This is a genomic window from Blautia glucerasea (assembly GCF_013304385.1).
GTDB classification, from domain to species: domain Bacteria; phylum Bacillota; class Clostridia; order Lachnospirales; family Lachnospiraceae; genus Blautia_A; species Blautia_A ammoniilytica.
In genome coordinates this window covers 104,065-123,722 of sequence record NZ_JAAITU010000003.1, presented here as the reverse complement: position 1 = coordinate 123,722, position 19,658 = coordinate 104,065, and the positions used below count along the sequence as shown (strand labels likewise).

At 45.0% G+C, this 19,658-nt stretch carries 14 protein-coding genes and 1 tRNA gene; 2 read left to right on the top strand and 13 right to left on the bottom strand.

Translation table 11 applies throughout. The annotated features are described in order from the left end of the window. Positions 1-237: 237 nt before the first annotated feature. The 6 genes from G5B11_RS02420 to moaA all read right to left on the bottom strand — a co-directional run bounded on the left by G5B11_RS02420 (position 238) and on the right by moaA (position 9,168). The gene (locus G5B11_RS02420; RefSeq protein WP_173726751.1) at positions 238-1,428 is read right to left on the bottom strand and encodes a right-handed parallel beta-helix repeat-containing protein; all 1,191 of its coding nucleotides are present in this window, start codon (positions 1,426-1,428) and stop codon (positions 238-240) included. 28 nt (positions 1,429-1,456) lie between these two features. Continuing rightward, positions 1,457-2,419, bottom strand: a complete 963-nt coding sequence (gene ftsY / locus G5B11_RS02415) for a signal recognition particle-docking protein FtsY (protein ID WP_173726750.1) — start codon at positions 2,417-2,419, stop codon at positions 1,457-1,459. Positions 2,420-2,433: 14 nt separating this feature from the next. Continuing rightward, positions 2,434-5,994: a chromosome segregation protein SMC gene (gene smc, locus G5B11_RS02410; RefSeq protein WP_173726749.1), complete on the bottom strand. Its 3,561-nt coding sequence runs from the start codon at positions 5,992-5,994 to the stop codon at positions 2,434-2,436. 17 nt (positions 5,995-6,011) lie between these two features. Further along, positions 6,012-6,695, bottom strand: coding sequence for a ribonuclease III (gene rnc / locus G5B11_RS02405; RefSeq protein WP_158420501.1), 684 nt, complete (start codon positions 6,693-6,695; stop codon positions 6,012-6,014). Positions 6,696-6,989: 294 nt separating this feature from the next. Then, positions 6,990-8,018 carry a phosphate acyltransferase PlsX gene (plsX, locus tag G5B11_RS02400; protein ID WP_173726748.1) on the bottom strand — a complete coding sequence of 343 codons (1,029 nt, stop codon included), beginning with the start codon at positions 8,016-8,018 and terminating at the stop codon, positions 6,990-6,992. A 160-nt stretch (positions 8,019-8,178) separates the two neighbouring features. Further along, entirely contained in the window at positions 8,179-9,168 is a 990-nt protein-coding gene (gene moaA, locus G5B11_RS02395; protein WP_173726747.1) for a GTP 3',8-cyclase MoaA, read from the bottom strand. 60 nt (positions 9,169-9,228) lie between these two features. Between moaA and G5B11_RS02390 the strand changes: the two genes are divergently transcribed. Then, a tRNA-Sec gene (locus G5B11_RS02390) sits at positions 9,229-9,323 on the top strand. Positions 9,324-9,353: 30 nt separating this feature from the next. Here the strand turns inward: G5B11_RS02390 and selB are convergent. Genes selB through G5B11_RS02375 form a run of 3 tightly spaced genes read right to left on the bottom strand, consistent with a single transcriptional unit; the run spans position 9,354 to position 14,048 of the window. Beyond that, entirely contained in the window at positions 9,354-10,835 is a 1,482-nt protein-coding gene (gene selB, locus G5B11_RS02385; protein WP_173726746.1) for a selenocysteine-specific translation elongation factor, read from the bottom strand. A gap of 41 nt (positions 10,836-10,876) precedes the next feature. Beyond that, on the bottom strand, positions 10,877-12,241 hold the full coding sequence (gene selA / locus G5B11_RS02380) for an L-seryl-tRNA(Sec) selenium transferase (RefSeq protein ID WP_173726745.1): 1,365 nt from the start codon (positions 12,239-12,241) through the stop codon (positions 10,877-10,879). Further along, positions 12,234-14,048: an ABC-F family ATP-binding cassette domain-containing protein gene (locus G5B11_RS02375; RefSeq protein WP_173726744.1), complete on the bottom strand. Its 1,815-nt coding sequence runs from the start codon at positions 14,046-14,048 to the stop codon at positions 12,234-12,236. Before G5B11_RS02375 ends, selA begins: the two co-directional genes overlap by 8 nt. Positions 14,049-14,239: 191 nt before the next feature. Here G5B11_RS02375 and G5B11_RS02370 point away from each other — a divergent pair, with 191 nt between their 5' ends. Continuing rightward, positions 14,240-16,087, top strand: coding sequence for a glycoside hydrolase family 2 protein (locus G5B11_RS02370; protein ID WP_173726743.1), 1,848 nt, complete (start codon positions 14,240-14,242; stop codon positions 16,085-16,087). On the opposite strand, the gene G5B11_RS02365 is transcribed toward G5B11_RS02370, so the two are convergent. From G5B11_RS02365 to G5B11_RS02350, 4 genes are all read right to left on the bottom strand, one after another. After that, complete coding sequence (locus G5B11_RS02365) at positions 16,075-17,445, bottom strand: MATE family efflux transporter (RefSeq protein ID WP_173726742.1); 1,371 nt, start codon at positions 17,443-17,445, stop codon at positions 16,075-16,077. The genes G5B11_RS02370 and G5B11_RS02365 overlap by 13 nt on opposite strands. A 117-nt stretch (positions 17,446-17,562) precedes the next feature. Next, positions 17,563-17,745: a 50S ribosomal protein L32 gene (gene rpmF / locus G5B11_RS02360; RefSeq protein ID WP_118509587.1), complete on the bottom strand. Its 183-nt coding sequence runs from the start codon at positions 17,743-17,745 to the stop codon at positions 17,563-17,565. Between the two features lie 3 nt (positions 17,746-17,748). Continuing rightward, positions 17,749-18,276 carry a YceD family protein gene (locus G5B11_RS02355; RefSeq protein WP_158420517.1) on the bottom strand — a complete coding sequence of 176 codons (528 nt, stop codon included), beginning with the start codon at positions 18,274-18,276 and terminating at the stop codon, positions 17,749-17,751. Between the two features lie 177 nt (positions 18,277-18,453). Continuing rightward, positions 18,454-19,644: an acetate/propionate family kinase gene (locus G5B11_RS02350; protein ID WP_158420518.1), complete on the bottom strand. Its 1,191-nt coding sequence runs from the start codon at positions 19,642-19,644 to the stop codon at positions 18,454-18,456. Positions 19,645-19,658 lie beyond the last annotated feature (14 nt).

Genomic DNA, 19,658 nt, shown 5'->3' with positions numbered 1-19,658 from the left:
CTCGTCTGCCGTCAGCAGAATTTTAATTTAGTATCATCGTTGGAGGCTTTTACCCCCAACATCATTTTGCAGCAAATCATAACTATGCCCATAAAGAACAGTTACATTAGTTTTTTAAGTAAATTTAGTTTTTACAGATAAGTTTGGTTTTTATGAATAATTTAGTTTTGATAAGTAAGTTTAGTTTTTATAAGTAGGCTTAATTTTTATAAGTAAGCTTAGTTTTTATAAGTAAGCTTAGTTTTTATAAGTAAGCTTGTTTTTTATCCAGAAAGTATATTTTGGCTTTACTTTGTAATACTTGTTTTTTCCTTTGATCTTAAGACTGTAAGCAGATTTTTTATTTACATGGATCCTTACAGAATCAGATGTTTTACATTTGTAAAAGCTGCAGCTGTCGATCACCAGGCTTACCTTACCGGATTTCAGGTTTTCACTGTAAATATTGTGTGCCTTATTATTCTTGAAAATACACTTCTTGATCACCGCACGGGTATTACTGTCGTTTACCAGAAGCCCTGTTGCTGCATTGGCACGGAATTTACAATTTGTAAAAGTTCCTTTAGAACCGCCAACAAGGATAACCCCATCATGTTTGTCTTTCAATCCGTTTTTGTAAATGTCACAATTGGTCATTGTCACATTGCACACAAGGGCTGTACCAAGACCATGACGTCCATTATTGTAAAGCTTACAATTTGTAACAGACGCTGTACCATTCTTTACGGAAATGCCACATTCACGGTTGCCATTCAGCTGGGAACCGGAAATATTGAAAACAGATTTCTCATATACGCCTACTCCATGTCCCAGTCCCTGCTTTGGATAACCAGAACCATTATTCAGGATCTTGCAGCCTTTGGCTGTAACCTGACATTGACCAGACAGTCCCATACCAATGCTGGTACTCTTGGAAATGGTTACATTTTCCAGGTATGCGGTCGTTGCACGTAATTTAATACCATTCAATCCTGATTCCACATTCATATTAAGAAGACGGATATCAGATCCGCTGTTGCCTGAAATAACAGTAGAACCCGCCCTTCCTCTCCAGGTACCGCCATCTATCACTGCACCGGAAGCCCCGGTCAGGTTGATCAGCTTGCTGCCTGTACCTGTTACAACCGTCTGCTCATCAGCAGCCAGCACCATCCTGGATGCAAGTTTTACCGTACCGTGGACTGTATAAGATCCTGCTGGAAAATAAAGCAGTTTTTTACCACTGTTTTTTCTTGCTGCACGTAAAGCAGATGAAATAGCTGCATCACAGGCCTGTGCTCCTGTAGGGTCTGCCCCGTATTCGGTCACATTATAAACGGTATAATCTCCATAAGCTTCAGATACTGCCGCATGTGTTATCTGAGGATATCCAGCCAGAATCAGTACTGCAAGCAGCAGAAAACAGATATTTCTCCATGTTTTTTTCATTATTCTACCTCCTTACACGATCCCGTGTTTATTCATTATCTTCTCCGTTGCTTCGGGCTCTTTCATCAACATTGAACAATGCATTTACAAATTCGTTGGCATCAAATTTCTGCAGATCATCAATACTCTCACCTACACCGATATATTTGACCGGAATATCCAGTTCAGACTGGATTGCCACTGCAATACCACCTTTGGCTGTACCGTCAAGCTTGGTAAGGATGATCCCGTTTACATTGGCAACTTCAGCAAACTGTCTAGCCTGTACAAGAGCATTCTGTCCTGTGGTGCCATCCAATACAACCAAAGTCTCCAAATATGCTTCCGGATATTCTTTCTCAAGAATCCGGTAAATCTTACGAAGCTCTTCCATCAGATTCTTCTTATTGTGAAGACGTCCTGCTGTGTCACAGATCAGCACGTCAGCATTTCTTGCTTTTGCTGCAGCCACTGCATCATATACTACTGAAGCAGGATCTGCTCCTGACTGGCCACCGATAATATCCACACCTGCACGATTGGCCCACTGGGTCAGCTGTTCTCCCGCTGCTGCACGGAAGGTATCTGCTGCTGCAAGGATCACTCTCTTCCCCTGATCCTTTAATTTACCTGCCAGCTTACCTACAGATGTAGTCTTGCCCACACCATTTACACCGATCACCAGGATCACTGACTTACGATTCTCAAATTCATAGTCTGTGCTGTCCACATACATCTGTTCTTTAATACTGTCGATGAGAAGTTCCTTGCACTCCATAGGATCCTTGATATGCTTCTCTTCTACCTGATTTTTCAGATTTTCAAGAATAGCTGTAGTGGCATTGATCCCAATATCTCCCATGATCAGGATCTCCTCCAGCTCCTCGTAAAAATCATCATCAATACTGGAATATCCGCTGAAAAGGGAGTCAAACCCTTTCACAATGTTGTCACGGGTCTTGGTAAGACCACTTACAAGCCTTTTAAAAAAGCCTTTTTTCTCCTCTGCCATATCCCATTCCCTCCTTACTGCGTTAGCTGGTTCTCCACAAGGTCAACAGACACAAGAGTGGATACTCCTTTTTCCTGCATGGTGATACCGTACAGTCTGTCTGCTGCATTCATAGTTCCCCTTCTATGTGTTATTATAATAAACTGCGTGTTCTTCGTCAACTTCTGCAAATACCCGGCAAACCTTCCTACATTGGAATCATCCAGGGCTGCCTCGATCTCATCAAGAAGACAGAACGGTGAAGGCTTCAGGTTCTGGATTGCAAATAAAAGGGCAATTGCAGTCAATGCCTTCTCACCACCGGACAGCTGCATCATATTCTGCAGCTTCTTGCCTGGTGGCTGGGAAATAATCTTAATGCCAGCTTCCAGGATATCCACATCTTCTTCCAATTCCAGAGTACCCTTGCCTCCCCCAAACAATTCCTTGAAGGCTTTGTCAAACTCTCTCTGGATATCTCTGAATTTTTCGGAAAACTGCTGACGCATGCCTTCATCCAATTCCCGGATAATATTTTCAAGCTGAGCCTCTGCTTTTTTCAGATCCTCATACTGGCCGGAAAGGAATGCATGACGTTCCTGAAGATTTTTATAATCCTCAATAGCATTTACGTTTACAGAACCAAGCTTTCTGATCTCATCCTTTAACTGTGTGATCTGCTTCTTCATTTCCTTCAGGTCTGTATATTCTTCCTTTCGATATTGAAGAGCATTGTTAGGTGTGATCTCATACTCCTCCCACATATAGGAAATCTGAGCCTCCCGGCTTTCCTCCAGCTTTTCCATCTGGCTTTTCAGGCGGAAGCATTCTTTATCTAGCAAGGAAATCTGGCCGGACAAATGATCCCTTTTTTCAAAAAAGGCTTTATGGCTGGTATTTTTCAGATCCTTTTCTTTCTGCCAATTCTCCAGCTGCTGTCTGTCTGCCTCTTCCTGGCCGCCAAATCCGGACACTGCTTCTTTCAGCTCTTCCACAGATCTGCGCTTATTTTCCATCTCCTGATTTCCCTGCTTCAGGGTTTCCAAAATAGTCTGTTTTTCCTGCACAAGTCCTTGGATCTCAGAAATAAGACGGGAAAGATTCTCAGATGCAAAGCTTTCTTTCTGCTGGGTGGTAGATGCTTCCAGACGAAGATCTTCCAGCTTTCTTTGTACTGAACTTTCTTCATTTTTCCATTCTTCCAGTTCCTTCTGCCTTGTCTCGATATAGGTTTCCAGTTCTTTCTCATCTTGTCTGGAAGCTTTTAATTCTTCATCGATCTTGTCATGATCCTGCTTGATCTCACTTATCTGTCTGCGGATCTGCTCCTGATCCAGACGGATTCTTTCATATCCATCACGGATCTCCTGCTCTTTATCATTTAGCTGTACCAGATTCATTTTTGCAGTATTCTGTGCTACGTATTTGCTGCGCAGCTGTTCCTGCAGCTGTGAAATCTGCTCACGGAGCTGATTGCGGTTATGCCTGTTCTCTTCCATAGAAGCAGCCAGACGGCTTACCTCTTCCTTTTGGGCAGCCACCTTTCCTTCCAGTTCCTCGATCTCCCTGCGCCTTCCCAGAAGATTGCTGTTATTCTTAAACGCACCACCTGTCATGGACCCGCCCGGACTTAAGGATTCTCCCTCAATGGTTACCATACGCAGGCTGTGGTGATACTTTTTTGCAATGGCAATTGCATGGTCAATCTGATCCACTACCAGGACTCTGCCAAGAAGGTATCTGGTAAGCCCTGTATATTCTTTCTCTGTGGTAACCAGATCAGAAGCCAGGCCTATCACACCCGCCTCCTTTAATGCATCTTTCTGACTGAACTCCCCTCTTGTATTAATGCTGTTCAAAGGGAGAAATGTGGCACGACCGAAACGGTTCTTCTTCAGGTATTCGATCATCCTTTTTGCAGTCTGCTCATTGTCAGTAACAATATTCTGGATACTTCCTCCAAGGGCTGTCTCAATGGCAATCTCATACTCTTTGTTAACCTGGATCAGATCTGCTACCACACCACGGATGCCGGATACCCGGTCTTTCTGCTCCATGACCCTGCGGATACTGTTGCCATATCCGTCATAGCGTTCTGTAATATTCCGCAAGGATTCCAGCCTGGATGCTTCCCTGTGGTAGGCGGTCTGACTGATCTCCAGCTGTGTGGTCTGTTTTTTCAGATCTTCACTAAGACTATGTACCTGCTGGTCCATCTGTCTGGACTTCTGATCGATCTGATGGATCTCTTCTGTGATCTGGTCATACTCTGACTGGGCTTTTGCCCGAATGGTCTTCTGCTGGGCTTCCTCACTTTTCAGGTGAAGAATGTGTTGATTTACTTCTGCCTTACGAATCCCCACCTGCTCCATCAAAGTATCAAATCTCTGAGCCTTTCCTTTTGTGGTAGCTCTGGAATTCAAGATCTCTATGATCTCGTTCTTGCCGTCTTCTACTGCACTTTCACACTGGGAGATCTGTTCCTGCACCGTATGCAGTCTGTCTTCCTGGTCTGTCAGCCGTTTCTGAGCTTCTTTTACAATGGTATGAAGAGATCCCTTCTCTTCTTCTACTTCAGATCTGGCCTGCTGTCTCTGCTTCAGATCCTCTTCCACAATTTCCAGACGGTTCTTAAAATGTGTATCACTTTGCAAGCCTGCCTGGATCTGCTCGTTTAAAACATTGATCTGGCCTTCCAACTGCTGCTTTTGCAACGCATTTTGCTGGGTCTTTTCCCTCAGCTCATCCATCTGCTGATTCAGTTCTTCCAGTTCCTGCTCCAGACGGTCATACTCTACCTTTGTATGCTGGTATTCTCTGTTGGTATCTTCAAGCTGTACAGATGCTGTTTCATTCTTCTCTCTTAACACCAACAGATCCTTTTCTGTCTGCCGGCTTTCCAAAAGGAACATATTTACATCCAGTTCCCTTAAGCTGTCCCTTTTCGCTAAATAGATCCTTGCCGTTTCAGACTGACGTTCCAAAGGTCCAAGCTGCTTGGTAAGCTCGCTTAAGATATCGGTTACACGAACCAGATTCTGTTGTTCATCCTCCAGCTTTTTGATGGTGGTATTTTTCCTGCGTTTATACTTGACGATTCCTGCTGCCTCATCAAACAGTTCTCTTCGATCCTCTGGCTTTCCGCTTAAGATCTTGTCGATCTGCCCCTGTCCGATAATGGAATAGCCTTCCTTTCCGATACCGGTATCATAAAACATCTCATTAATGTCTTTCAACCTGCATGCACTGCCGTTGATCAGATATTCACTTTCACCGGAGCGGTACAAACGCCTTGTAACTGTTACCTCATTAAACTCCACTGGCAGCTTATGGTCACTGTTATCCAGCGTAATGGCAACGGAGGCAAAGCTTAATGGCTTTCTTGTCTCTGTTCCTGAGAAAATAACATCCTGCATATTGCCGCCTCGAAGCTGCTTGGCACTCTGTTCTCCAAGAACCCAGCGTACTGCATCACCAACATTGCTTTTTCCGCTGCCGTTAGGCCCTACAATACCAGTAATGCCATTGTGAAATTCAAAATTGATCTTCTGTGCAAATGATTTAAATCCTTGCACTTCAATATTTTTTAAGTACATATTTTACCTATGGCCCTTTATTTTCTCAGTTTTCGGATTGCCTCATAAGCAGCTGCCTGCTCTGCAGCTTTCTTGGTGTGTCCGGTGCCCTGTCCCATTACCTGGTCATTCACCAGCACTTCCACTGTAAAACTTTTGTTGTGATCCGGTCCTGATTCTCCCACAAGGCGGTATTCTACTCCATGACTCAGATTCTCCTGGACAATTTCCTGCAGGATGGTCTTGCTATCATAAAAGAGCTGCTTATGCTCCAGGTCATTCAGTATAAAATCCAATACAAACTCCTTTGCATTAGCAAAACCACCGTCCAGATAAATAGCCCCAAGAAGAGCCTCTGTTGCATCTGAGACAATAGAATCCCTGTTCCGTCCTCCTGTAAGTTCCTCTCCTCTGCCAAGGAGCAGATACTTAGGCAACTCAAAATCCCTTGCACAAAATGCAAGGCTTGGCTCACATACCAGGCTTGCACGTTTCTTTGTTAATTCTCCTTCCGGAAGCTTTGGATATTTTTCAAAAAGAAAATGACTGCTGATCAGTTCCAGCACTGCATCTCCTAAGAATTCCAGCCGTTCATTACAGCCTCCTTTTCCAAGCTTTTTTTCATTTGCATAAGAGCTATGGGTCAAGGCTTTCACAAGAAGGGTTTTATCTTTAAAGCTGTACCCGATCCTGCTCTCCAATTCCGTTAAATTCGTCTCCATATTATCTCCTTATTATAATAAATCATCCTATTGCAAACATTACTGAATAATTTCCTGCTACACACAAGAAAGGGCTGCCGTTCCAGGCTGTCCCCAAAACCGGCAATCCCTTCTCAAGAATGCCTCGGCATTCTTGCTGCGAGGTGCGCGTCATGCAATTGCATGACATACTTCTCCTGCGCACCTCTGCAATCCTGCCGGAGGCTATAACAGCTGGGGGATTGACTCCCACCACTGATACCAGCTTGTTGCTCACCACCTATAGAGGTGGGAGTCATCTCCCAGCTGTTATCCTTACTCTTTAGATGTATCAGCCATCTCCAGAATATGTTCCCCGATCTTTTCATTGATCCGCTGCTGTTTAAACTGAACACACTGGAAAATCCCGTTTTTGATCTCTATGGATCTGGCACTTCCATGACATTTAACCACAAGCCCTTTAAGACCAAGAAGCGGTGCTCCGCCATGCTCTGTCACATCAAAGGATTTCAGGGTCTTCTTAAGTGCAGGCTTGATCAGAAGTGCCCCCAGCTTGCTGCGGAAACTGGACATCAGGCCGCCTTTGATCTTCTTCATCAGTGTGCCTGCAAGCCCTTCATAAAGCTTCAGGATCACATTGCCTACAAAGGCTTCGCATACCACTACATCTGCATATCCGGAAGGAATATCCCTTGCTTCAATGCTTCCGATAAAATTAATACCAGGGCATGCCTTCAAAAGGGGAAATGTCTCTTTTACAAGTGCATTTCCCTTTTCTTCCTCTGCACCAATATTCACGATGGCTACTTTGGGATTCTTGATCCCCACTACATTCTCCATGTAAATAGATCCCATTTTGGCAAACTGTACCAGATGGGAAGATCTGGCATCAACTGTAGCACCGCAGTCGATCAAAAGGGAAACTCCCTTCTCTGTAGGAATCAGAGGTGCCAAAGGCGGCCGCTCTACTCCTTTAAGTCTGCCTACAAGTACCTGACCTCCAACAAGAATGGCACCTGTACTTCCACAAGATACAAATGCATCTGCCTCCTGGCGCTTTACCATCTTAAGTCCTACTACAAGTGAAGAATCCTTTTTCTTCTGGATGGCCATAACCGGCGGTTCAGCTGTCTGAATCACCTCTGTGGCTGGTACCACCTGGATCCTGTCCTTAGGATAATCAGGATATTTCGCAAGCTGGGCATGCACTTCATCCTCAATGCCTGTCAGGATCACCTGGATATCTTTTCTTTCCGTAACCGCTTCTACGGCTGCCTTTACAGGCTCCTGAGGTGCATAATCGCCTCCCATTGCATCTACAACTACTTTTACCAATTCTGACATTTATAATTACCTCCTGAAAAAAGCGAAACTGCTTCCTGGATTTAGTATTCCCTGTGGCCAACTGTCCTAACATACGCTTACAGTTACTCCGTATCTTACTATACTAAAAACAAGGCGCAAAAGTCAATAGCATTCCTCTATATGCTCCGGCGGCATTCTGTTATCCGCCAATCTCACACATAGCCCTTAGTTCTTCCTTTTCTTTCCTTTCGTCCTTTTGCTCTTCCAGGAAATGATGGCACATAGGTTTTTCTTTTACTGCCTTAAGGATCAGCTGTTTCAGCATTTCTTCTGATGCCCCTTTTTGCAGGTAAGGCATAAGATCACAGCCTGCCTGATACTGAAGACAGGTTTTCAGATATCCGTCACTGGTCAGCCGGATCCGGTTGCACTGACTGCAAAATTTATGGCTTACTGCACTGATGAAGCCGATTTTTCCTTTAAATCCCTGTGCCTGATAATAATGGGCAGGACCATTTCCCAGACTGCCTTCATAAGGAATCAGCTGAGTATGAAGCTTCTTTTCCAGAAGCATCAGAATCTGATCCTCTGTGCAGCAGGTAAAATCCTTCCCATATCCGATAGGCATCATTTCAATAAAACGTACATGCAGGTCCTGATCTTTGGCAAGTAAAGCCAGATCTGCCAGATCCTGATGATTTTTTCCATAAACAGGCACACAGTTCAGCTTTGTTACAAGTTCCGGATAAGATAAGGCTGCTTTCAGACTGTCCATAACAGGAAGGAGCCTGTCCCTGCCGCTGATCTGCTGATAATGTGCGGAATTCAGGGAATCAATACTGATATTGACTCCTGTAAGCCCTGCCTTTACCAACTGGGGAAGATACTTTTTCAATAAAATCCCGTTCGTTGTAAGAGTAACGCTGCGTATCCCAGGAATCTGCCTTATTTCTTTAATAAGTGCGGGAACCTGAGGCCGCAAAAGAGGTTCACCGCCTGTGATCTTGACTCTGGACACTCCAAGCTGTGCAAAACACCTGCACAGCATAAGGATCTGATCATCGTTGAGCATCTGTTTGGGCACTTTTTGTATACAGCCTTCTGGCATACAATAAATACACCGAAGATTGCACTGATCTGTTACAGAAATCCTGATATAGTCAATGGTTCTGCCATAACTGTCCTGCATACGGCTTCCTCCTTTCTTTTTTTCCTTGAAACACCTGATGATTTTTAGTATAATTTTTCCGGGAGCAGAAAGGTGCTGGTGTGTCTCCTGGTCTTCAAAACCAGTGTGGGGCATGGATTGTCCCGGGTGGGTTCGATTCCCACATGTTCCCGCCAGTAAATCATATCTTTTTTACAGCTTTTCAGTTATCCAATGCTGTGTGCCAGGATTCTTTTCTTTCCATTCCAGCTGGTAAAATGCTCTTTGTCGTAGCTTTCCAAAAGAGTAATGGCACACTTTCTTGAAATACCAAGTATGTCCCTGAACATTCCTGTAGGGATCTCACCATGTTGCCTAAAAAGAAAAGCAGCACATTCTTTTCCTTTCTTATAAAAGGCTTTTGCCATATAATCTCCCTCTCCAAACCTGCATAAATCTCCCTGCTGTATCATTTTGAAAAAAGCCCCGGAAAATCCCGGTTCTTTCCCAAGCAGTTTTTTGACCTCACAGGTTTTAGGTGGAAAGAAACCCGCCTGCTGATACAAAGTGCAGATCTTTTTCATGGTTTCACCAGATTCCTCTGGCTTTTGGCATACCTTTTCCCGTCTAACCTTATCGCAAAGCTGTATTACTATACCGCCTCCAATGGTTTTTGAAGGAGAATATTTCCGAAGGATCAGATGATCTCCAGGCTTTATATAAAGTTCTTTTTCCAAACGAAGCTGTGCCTGGCATTCTTCTCCTGGAAAAATCTGTTCCTTACCTTCCAGAAGTATCCTGCCCTGAAATGTACCACAGCCCCAGCATACCTGTATACGACTGTTATTTTTTACAGGTTCTTTTAAGCTTTTTACGGTCTGAAACTGTATATTTATTCTCCCTGCAGGCTTTTGACTGCCAGGCTGTGCCAGTACCATGCCTCTGGAAATCTGATTTTTTTCTATTCCCGGCAGATTCACTGCCACCCTGGTGCCAGCCTGTACCCATTCAGCCTGTTTTCCAAAGATCTCCAGCCTGCGGATCTTAACTTCTTTCCCTTTTGGATACAGGATTCCTTTTGCACCTGCACAGATCCTTCCCTGAACCAGGGTACCTGTAATTACAGTTCCAAACCCTGGCACTGTAAAAGCACGGTCAATAGGCAGAAAATAAGGCAGAGAAAGGTCTTTTGGCGGCAGCATTTTGGCAAGCTGTGACAGCTCCTTTCGTATGGTCTTGATCCCTTCACCAGTAAGTATGCTGGTTTCTATGATGGGTGCCTGTTCAAGGAAAGTCCCTTTTACAAGGGTTTCTATATCCTGTCTCACCTTCTGCTTTTGCGTTGCATCAGCCAGATCACATCTGGTAAGGGCGATCAATCCTTTTTTGATCCCCAGAAGTGACAAGATCTGCAAATGCTCTACTGTCTGAGGCATGATCCCCTCATCAGCTGCCACCACAAATAAGATGATCTCCATTCCCCACACACCAGCCAGCATATTCTTGATAAAGTGCTCATGCCCCGGTACATCGATGATCCCGCCACGGATCTCTTGTCCCAGATCCACAGGGGCAAATCCAAGATCAACCGTCAGGCCTCTTTGCTTTTCTTCCAGAAGCCGGTCTGTATCCACCCCAGTCAACGCTTTTACCAAACAGGTTTTCCCATGATCCACATGTCCTGCTGTCCCAATGGTAACGTACTGCATCCACTCACCTCCTTGTGAGGAAGAACATTTCTCCGGCTTTCTTAAATATCAAGAACTTTTTTGATTATCTGTGTCAATTCCTTCATTTCTCCCGGAAATATGGTCCGCATATCCAGAACCACCTGGTCTTTCTCAATTTTCCCGATTACCGGAGGCTCACTGTGGCGCAGCCTTTCTTCTATCTCCATCACAGAATACCTGGATGAACGAATAGACAGGCCTTTTCCTGGCAGATCCTTTCCCGGCATACTGCCTCCACCTGTTGTTCCTAGAGTGTCGATCATCTGAAGCTGCACATGATCTCCTGCTTCATGTTCCAGGCTTTTTAATAAAGCATCTGCCATCTGTTCCATCTGTTCCAGGCTCCGGCTGGTCATTTCCAATACCGGGATCTTTTGTTTTTCAGATTCCTTGTACAGCCTTACTGTTTCATCCAGCACAGCTGCCGTGAATTTATCGATCCTGAGCGCACGCATCAGAGGATGCTTTTTTATCCTGTGGATCAGTTCTCTTTTTCCTGCAAGTATCCCTGCCTGCGGCCCACCCAGCAGCTTGTCCCCACTGAAGGACACCAGGTCTGCCCCCTGAGCCAGAACTGACCTGACTGTCTCTTTTGGGTCCGTTCCGGGAATATAGCCCAGATCTCCGCTGCCCAGATCCACCAGCAGATACAGCTGACGCTTATGTGCTTCCTCTGCCAGTTCTTTTACAGAAGGTGCACAGGTAAAACCTGTGATCTGGTAATTACTGGTATGCACCTTCAGGAATGCAGCCGTGTTCTCTGTAACTGCGCCGGTATAATCTTCAAGGTAAGTTCGGTTTGTAGTGCCTACCTCAACAAGGATTCCTCCGCTTTGCTCCATAACCTCAGGGATCCTGAATTTCCCTCCGATTTCCACCAGTTCCCCTCTTGAAACACAAACCTGACGTTCAAAAGCCAATACAGTAAGCATAAGAAGCACTGCAGCTGCATTATTATTGACCACTGCTACTGCCTCAGCGCCTGTAAGACTCTCCAGATCCTGCTGAAAGGAAGCCAGCCTGCTTCCCCTTTTTCCTGTTTCCAGATCCAGCTCCAGATTGGTATACCCGGTCATCAGCCGTGCCACATGCTCTGCTGTCTCCTCTCCAAAAGGTGCACGTCCCAGATTGGTGTGCAGGATCACCCCTGTGCCATTGATCACATGGGTCAGATGCCTGCGCTTCTGCTTCTTTAGTATGGCACGGATCTCTTTAAAAATATCTCCCGGGTCTTTTCCAGGATCCTGCCGTATCTGGTCTGCAGCAATCCTTGCAGCCTGCAGGGTTTCCTGATATCCGTAAGCCCGGGCAAGCTGCCTGCCTGTTTCCTGAGCCATCAGCTGATCCATTTTAGGGATCTGCCGCATCCTTTTTGGATCATCCATTTTCTTTTTCCTCTTCAATCCGCTGGGCCAAATCATTTAAGTAAACCCATCTGTCCATTTTTTCCTCCAGAAGCGCTTCTGCATCTCCTTTTTCTTTCATCAGCTCCTGAAGTTTTAAGGAATTGGTGGCATTTTTAAGAATCTCCTGATCCAGATTTTCAATCTTCTCTTCCAGGCTGCTGATCACATCATCAATCGTCTCAAATTCCTTTTGTTCTTTAAAAGAAAATTTCAGCTTCTCCGGCCGGTTCTTTTTCCATTCCTTTGCAGCCTTCTTTTTATCTTCTGCAGATTTCTCCAAAGATGCCAAAGAAGCATGCACTGCTTTTTCCTGCTTTGCCTTTACATAGTCTGTATATCCGCCTTCGTATTGTACCAGATGGCCATCCCCCTCAAATGCAAAAATCCGATCCACTACATTGTCCAGAAAATATCGGTCATGGGACACTGTGATCACAATCCCGTTAAAAGAAGACAGATAATCCTCCAATATAGTTAATGTAGGGATGTCCAGGTCATTTCCCGGCTCATCCAAAAGCAGCACATTTGGTGCTTCCATAAGGACTTTCAGCAGATATAAACGCCTTTTCTCACCACCGGACAGTTTCTGGATGGGAGTATACTGCATGGCGGAGTCAAAAAGGAAGCGTTCCAGCATCATAGAGGCTGTGATCTTTCCATCTCTGGTAGGAATATACTCTGCCACATCACGGATATAATCGATCACACGCTGGTTGTTGTCCATATCCGGTACTTCCTGGGCAAAATATCCGATCCGGATCGTTTCACCTACCTCTACTTCTCCCTGGTCCGGCTGTACCACACCTGCGATCATACGGATCAATGTGGATTTTCCGCAGCCGTTTGGACCAATGATCCCCAGTCTCTGCCCTCTCAGTACAATATAATCAAAATCATTTACCAGCACCTTATCCTGATATTTCTTTGTAAGATGATGAAGAAGTATGGTTTTTTTCCCCATTCGTGTTTCTACGGAATCCATTTCTACCGTCTGCTCTGCCAAAGGTGTGGTTCCGTTTTTCAGGGCTTCCAAACGTTCCAGACGTGCTCTTTGTTTGGTGCTCCTGGCTCTGCATCCCCGCTTTGCCCATTCCAGTTCCATTCTAAGCACACTGCGGCGTTTACGGTCACTGGCAAGCTCCATTTCCTCTCTTTGGGCTTTCAATTCCAGGAATCTGGAATAGTTTGCCTCATAAGAATACAAGCTCCCGTGACTGATCTCCAGGATCCTGTTGGACACCCGGTCAAGAAAATAACGGTCATGAGTGACCATGATCAGCACCCCTTTAAACCGGATCAGATAATCCTCCAGCCATGAAACCATTTCTCCGTCCAGATGGTTGGTAGGCTCGTCCAGAATCAGGATATCAAACGGATTCACCAGTATCCTGGCAAGTGCAGCCCGCTTTTTCTGGCCTCCGGACAGATGGGAAATCTTAGCCTGATGATCTGTAAGCCCTAGCTTATTCAGCACATTTCCGGCCTCACTTTCCGTGCCCCACTCTTTGTGCCATCTTCCATCTGCCACATAATCAAGAACGGTACTGTCTGCAGGAAACTGAGGATTCTGCGGAAGGTATGCCATGCGGATACCATTTTGCATGATCACCTGACCTTCATCGCCTTCTTCCAGCCCTGCCAGGATCCTTAGAAGAGTGCTTTTCCCTGTACCGTTGATACCGATGATCCCAATCTTCTCACCTTCCTGTATACCGCAGGATATATCGTCAAAAATCACCTTTTCGCCATAAACCTTGCTGATATGTTCTATATTTAATATATTCATCCTAAAAACTCCTTGTTATCATAGCCTGGGGCTTTTGACCCATATTCCATCCTATCACAAACCGCTTATTATTTCCACTTCTTTAATAACCAGCCATCTCCTTAAGGGGGATTGACTCCCAGCTGATATAGAAAAACATTGAAATCCCCCTGCCCTTGCATATATACTGGAAATACAGGAGGTATTAAATCATGAACATACTTACAACCCGCTGGACGAACCAGGCCGCACTTGGCAAAACACTGCAGGAATACCCAAGGCCTATGATGGTACGAAACGAATGGGTCTGCCTTAACGGCATCTGGGATTATATCATAACAGACACACGAATCACACCTGCTGACTTTGAAGACCCAGATTCCTTTCCATTTCAGGGCCAGATCCGAGTTCCCTTTTCACCGGAGGCACCTCTTTCCGGCGTGATGCGCCAGCTAAAGCCTGATGAAACCCTGTGGTATTCCCTGACAGTTCTTCTTCCCTGGGATACCATAAATGAAGCCACAGACTGTCTGCTTTTGCATTTTGGCGCAGTGGATCAGATTTGTACGGTCTACGTAAACGGTCATCATGCCGGATATCATAAAGGCGGATATCTGCCCTTCACCCTGGATATCACAAAGGCCGCTGCACGTTCCCAAAGGCTTCATCTTCTTGTATCAGTGCGGGATTTCAGTGACACATCCTATCACAGCCGCGGAAAACAAAAACTAGCTCCAGGCGGCATGTTCTACACTGCCCAAAGCGGGATCTGGCAGACTGTATGGCTGGAAAAAGTTGCTGCAGACCACATTAAAAGCCTGAAACTGACTCCCAATCTGGATCATCAAAGCCTTTCCCTTAAAGTACAGGTCAGCAGTTCTGACTGCAGGCAGGAAGCCCTGTGCCAGATTTATGCTCCCTGTCTTCTTACAGAGCAGGGGGTCACTGAAAAAGCATGTCAGGAGCTTCTCTTTGAAGGCTCTATTGTTCCTGGCAAAACAGCCTGCATCCCTGTAAAGGATCCGATCCCCTGGACTTCTGATTCTCCCCTTCTTTATCCGGTACGGATCAGCTTTGGTCAGGATCAGATCTATACTTATTTTGCCATGCGCAAGCTGGATATTCAGCTAGATAAAAAAGGCATTCCCCGTTTCTGTCTGAATGATCATCCCGTTTTCCAAACTGGAGTGCTGGACCAGGGATACTGGCCGGACGGGCTTTACACAGCTCCCTCTGACCAGGCCTTGATCTACGATATCCAGACTATGAAGGAGCTGGGCTTTAACATGCTCCGCAAGCACGGAAAAATCGAAGCTGATCGCTGGTATTTCCATTGTGACCGTATGGGCATGCTGGTATGGCAGGATATGGTAAATGGCGGCAGCACTTATCAATCCTGGTTTGTTACATACCTGGCAACTCTTATGAATTATCTTCGCATTCCTGTAAAAGATCACTGCCGTTTTCTTTTTTCCAGAAAAAGCTATGAAGGCAGACAGGAGTTTATCCAGGAAACCAGACAGACCATCCAGGCACTTTACAACCATCCTTCCATTGTATGCTGGGTTCCCTTTAATGAAGGCTGGGGACAATTTTCCACGAAGAAAATCAGTGATATGATCCGGAAGCTGGATTCTTCCAGACTGGTAGATCCTGCCAGCGGCTGGTTTGACCAGAACTGTGGAGATATAAAAAGCATCCATTACTATTTCTTTGGCCTGCCTCTTCCCAGAAAAGAAAGCCGGGTAATGGCTCTGTCTGAGTTCGGCGGCTATTCCTTCAGGATTTCCGGACACAGTGCCTATAATAAAATCTATGGCTATAAAAAATTCAACAGTCAAAAGGCCCTTACCAGTGGGATAAAAGCACTTTTCCTTAACACTCTTCTTCCTGCTGTTCCCAAAGGCATTTCCGCATCTGTCTACACCCAATTATCAGATGTGGAAGAAGAAGTAAATGGTATCCTTACCTATGACCGTGAAATGATAAAACCTGTTCCCCATACCATAAAGAGCCTGAACCACCGGTTAAAAAGCCAAATCCAGGATCAGGCATTCTGACCAGCTTCAGGATAACTTTTGGGAAATCTTTTTAAATAATAGATAACAAACAATGTAGCAGTAATACTCCAGGAAATAGGATAGCTGAGCATAATGGTATCGATTCCAGGATATCTGGGTACCATAGTAAACAACCAAAGGAGTCTGAGCGTACATACACCTCCACAGGTAAGTACCATAGGGATCAGCACCTTTCCAGCACCCCTAAGTGCACCGGACAGGATGCTGATCACTACAAATATGGAATAGGCAGGAAGCATACGGAAGATCATATGTACTCCGATCTGAAGCACCTTCTGATCAGAAATAAACAGTCCGAAAAGTTCTTTTCCAAAAAGAATGATCGTACCGCTGATGGCTACTGAGGAGAACAAGGCCATGATCATGCAGATACGCACACTCTTTTTCATTCTTGTAAATTTTCCGGCCCCGTAATTTTGTCCCACAAATGTTGTTATGGATATGCCGAAAGCATTCAACACCATCCAGAAAAAGGCGTCGATCTTGCTTAAGGTTCCCCAGGCAGCCACAGTATCTGTACCCAGCTTATTAACATATACCTGGATGATCAAATTTGACACATTATACATGGTAGATTCAAGAGCTGCCGGTATTCCGATCCTGAGAATTGCTTTCAGATAACGGCTGTGAAAGCGAATCCTGAATGGAATCAACCGGTAGCTTTCTTTCGTTTTCAGCAGCATTACTATCACAATAACCGCACTGATCGCCTGAGAGATCACTGTTGCAGCAGCCACACCAAGAACGCCCAGACCAAATCCGATCACAAGAAGAAGATCCAGGATAATATTTACAGTACATGTAATGATCAGTACATACAAAGGACGTTTGGAATCTCCTACTGCACGGAGAATCCCTGCTCCCATATTATATAGAAGGTTAGAAAGCATGCCTATAAAATAAATATGCAGATATAATACAGAATCTTCCAGCACATCTGCCGGTGTATCCATGATCTGCAGCATCCATCTGGAGCCGGCATAGCCAATCACTCCCAGCACAATGCTTCCAATGATAGAAAATGCGAATGCTGTGTGAAGAGTTTTCTCCAGGCTGTCATCATCCTTAGCCCCGTAAAACTGTGCAAGGATCACAGACGCACCAGAAGACAGGCCTACAAACAGACCGACTGCCAGGTTCACGATCACAGTGGTGGAACCGCCTACTGCAGCCAGTGCCTGTTTTCCTACAAAGCGGCCCACCACAATGGTATCTGCCGTATTATAGATCTGCTGAAAAAATGTACCGAAAACAATTGGAAAGAAAAATAAAAGCAGCTGTTTCCAGATCACTCCTTCTGTGATCTGATTCACTGCGGTTTTTGCCTCTTTTTTCATATTTACCCCCTTTTACCCCAAAACAAGGGGCTGCAACATTAACACCAGCCACGAATACTTCTTATCCATGTCCGCTGTTAATGCCACAGCCCCTTGAATCATTTCTGCAGTGTTGAATTAGTCTTCAACCTTAATGATCTCTTTTTTGTTATAGCTTCCACAAGCCTTGCAAACTCTGTGTGGCATCATCAGAGCACCACATTTGCTGCATTTTACAAGATTCGGAGCGCTCATTTTCCAGTTTGCTCTTCTCTTATCACGTCTTGCTTTGGAAGATTTATTCTTTGGGCAGATGGACATTGGTTACACCTCCTTAAATTTACTGAATATATCACTGATAGCTGCCATGCGGGGATCCTTAGGCTCATCCACACATCCGCAGGGACCGTCATTAAGGTTTTTCCCACATTGGCTGCAGATACCTTTGCAATCCTCTCTGCATAAAACCTTTAAGGGCCAGCCCATCAGTACCTCAAGATAGACCAATTGGTCCACATCCAGGTCCATACCTGTGAGATAGCTGCTCTCATCCAGATCATTTATCCGTTCTTCTTCCGTAAGCTTCATATCCAGCTTTCTCTGGATCTGAAAAGGAATATCTACTGAAACTTCCTCCAGACATCTGTCACATGGAATCGACACTGTGATCTGTCCATGTCCTGTCAGTTCCAGAATCCGGTCTCCGGTATTAGTAATACAAAGCTCTACCGGTTTCTTCGCCAGAACAGGATATGTACCTGCCTGAAAAGAAATCCGATCCATCTCAAAAGGAACGGACTGCTGTATGCACTTACCTTCACTGGACGAAATATCCGATAAATGAATCCGCATAATTATCTCCTATCCACACTCAATCAATTATACCGTTGGCTTTGTATTTTGTCAACGTATAAATTGCGGCTTTTTATGAAAAAAATGTTGCTTTTTATGAAATTTGCTGTAACAGTCATAAAAATGGGGATCTGCCCAAGGCACATCCCCATTTATTCTTAAGAATGCTGCATGGAATTATTTAACAAGAGCAACTGTATCACGGCAGATTGCCAGTTCTTCGTTAGTAGGAATAACTGCAACCTTTACAGCGGAATCAGCAGCAGAAATCACTACTTCTTCTCCCATTGCCTCGTTTGCTTCTGCATCCAGCTTAACGCCAAGGAATCCAAGATATGAGCATACCTTTTCACGGATCATGCCTACATTCTCACCAATACCTGCAGTAAATACGATAGCATCTACACCATTCATAGCTGCCACATAGCCGCCTACAAACTTGGCAATGCCATAGCAAAGAACCTCAATAGCATTCTTGGCATCTTCGTTGCCTTCTGCAGCTGCAGCTCTCAGGTCACGCATATCACTGGATACACCGGACATACCCTGAAGACCTGATTTCTTATTCAGGACATTCATAACGCCTGCAAGATCCAGGTTCTCTTTCTTTGCAATGTACTCAACGATAGCCGGATCAATGTTACCGGAACGTGTACCCATTACTACACCTTCAAGAGGGGTAAGACCCATAGTTGTGTCCACACATTTGCCATTCTGTACAGCGCTGATGGAAGAACCATTGCCCAGGTGGCAGACGATCACTTTAGAATTGTCCTTATCAAGGCCAAGGAACTCAACCGCACGTTTGGATACAAAGCTGTGGGATGTACCGTGGAAGCCATATCTTCTTACTTTATATTTCTTATAATATTCAATAGGAAGTCCGTACAGATATGCTTTTGCAGGCATTGTCTGATGGAAAGCAGTATCAAATACACCTACCTGCGGAACTCCAGGCATAAGCTCTGCACATACGCGGATACCGATCAGGTTTGCAGGATTGTGAAGAGGTGCCAGATCATTGCACTCCTCAACAGCTGCGATCATTTCATCTGTGATGATTGCAGAGGAAGCAAATTTCTCACCGCCATGGACAATACGATGTCCGATAGCACCAACCTCTTTCAGACTGGAGATAGCACCAGTCTTGTCATTTGTCAGTGCATCCAGTACCATCTGGATAGCCTCTTTGTGAGTAGGCATGGAAGCCTCTGTGATCTCTTTGTCATTGCCAGCTTTCTGGTAAACAAGTCTTCCGTCGATACCGATCCTCTCGCAAAGACCTTTTGCAAGGACTGCCTCTGTCTCAGAATCGATCAGCTGATACTTCAGGGAAGAACTTCCGCAGTTAATTACCAATACATTCATTTTTCTACTCTCCT

Bases quoted from the DNA above. Each gene is read 5' to 3' on its own strand.
- G5B11_RS02420 (WP_173726751.1), bottom strand. From the start codon at position 1,428: ATGAAAAAAACATGGAGAAATATCTGTTTTCTGCTGCTTGCAGTACTG.
- ftsY (WP_173726750.1), bottom strand. From the start codon at position 2,419: ATGGCAGAGGAGAAAAAAGGCTTTTTTAAAAGGCTTGTAAGTGGTCTT.
- smc (WP_173726749.1), bottom strand. From the start codon at position 5,994: ATGTACTTAAAAAATATTGAAGTGCAAGGATTTAAATCATTTGCACAG.
- rnc (WP_158420501.1), bottom strand. From the start codon at position 6,695: ATGGAGACGAATTTAACGGAATTGGAGAGCAGGATCGGGTACAGCTTT.
- plsX (WP_173726748.1), bottom strand. From the start codon at position 8,018: ATGTCAGAATTGGTAAAAGTAGTTGTAGATGCAATGGGAGGCGATTAT.
- moaA (WP_173726747.1), bottom strand. From the start codon at position 9,168: ATGCAGGACAGTTATGGCAGAACCATTGACTATATCAGGATTTCTGTA.
- selB (WP_173726746.1), bottom strand. From the start codon at position 10,835: ATGCAGTACGTTACCATTGGGACAGCAGGACATGTGGATCATGGGAAA.
- selA (WP_173726745.1), bottom strand. From the start codon at position 12,241: ATGGATGATCCAAAAAGGATGCGGCAGATCCCTAAAATGGATCAGCTG.
- G5B11_RS02375 (WP_173726744.1), bottom strand. From the start codon at position 14,048: ATGAATATATTAAATATAGAACATATCAGCAAGGTTTATGGCGAAAAG.
- G5B11_RS02370 (WP_173726743.1), top strand. From the start codon at position 14,240: ATGAACATACTTACAACCCGCTGGACGAACCAGGCCGCACTTGGCAAA.
- G5B11_RS02365 (WP_173726742.1), bottom strand. From the start codon at position 17,445: ATGAAAAAAGAGGCAAAAACCGCAGTGAATCAGATCACAGAAGGAGTG.
- rpmF (WP_118509587.1), bottom strand. From the start codon at position 17,745: ATGTCCATCTGCCCAAAGAATAAATCTTCCAAAGCAAGACGTGATAAG.
- G5B11_RS02355 (WP_158420517.1), bottom strand. From the start codon at position 18,276: ATGCGGATTCATTTATCGGATATTTCGTCCAGTGAAGGTAAGTGCATA.
- G5B11_RS02350 (WP_158420518.1), bottom strand. From the start codon at position 19,644: ATGAATGTATTGGTAATTAACTGCGGAAGTTCTTCCCTGAAGTATCAG.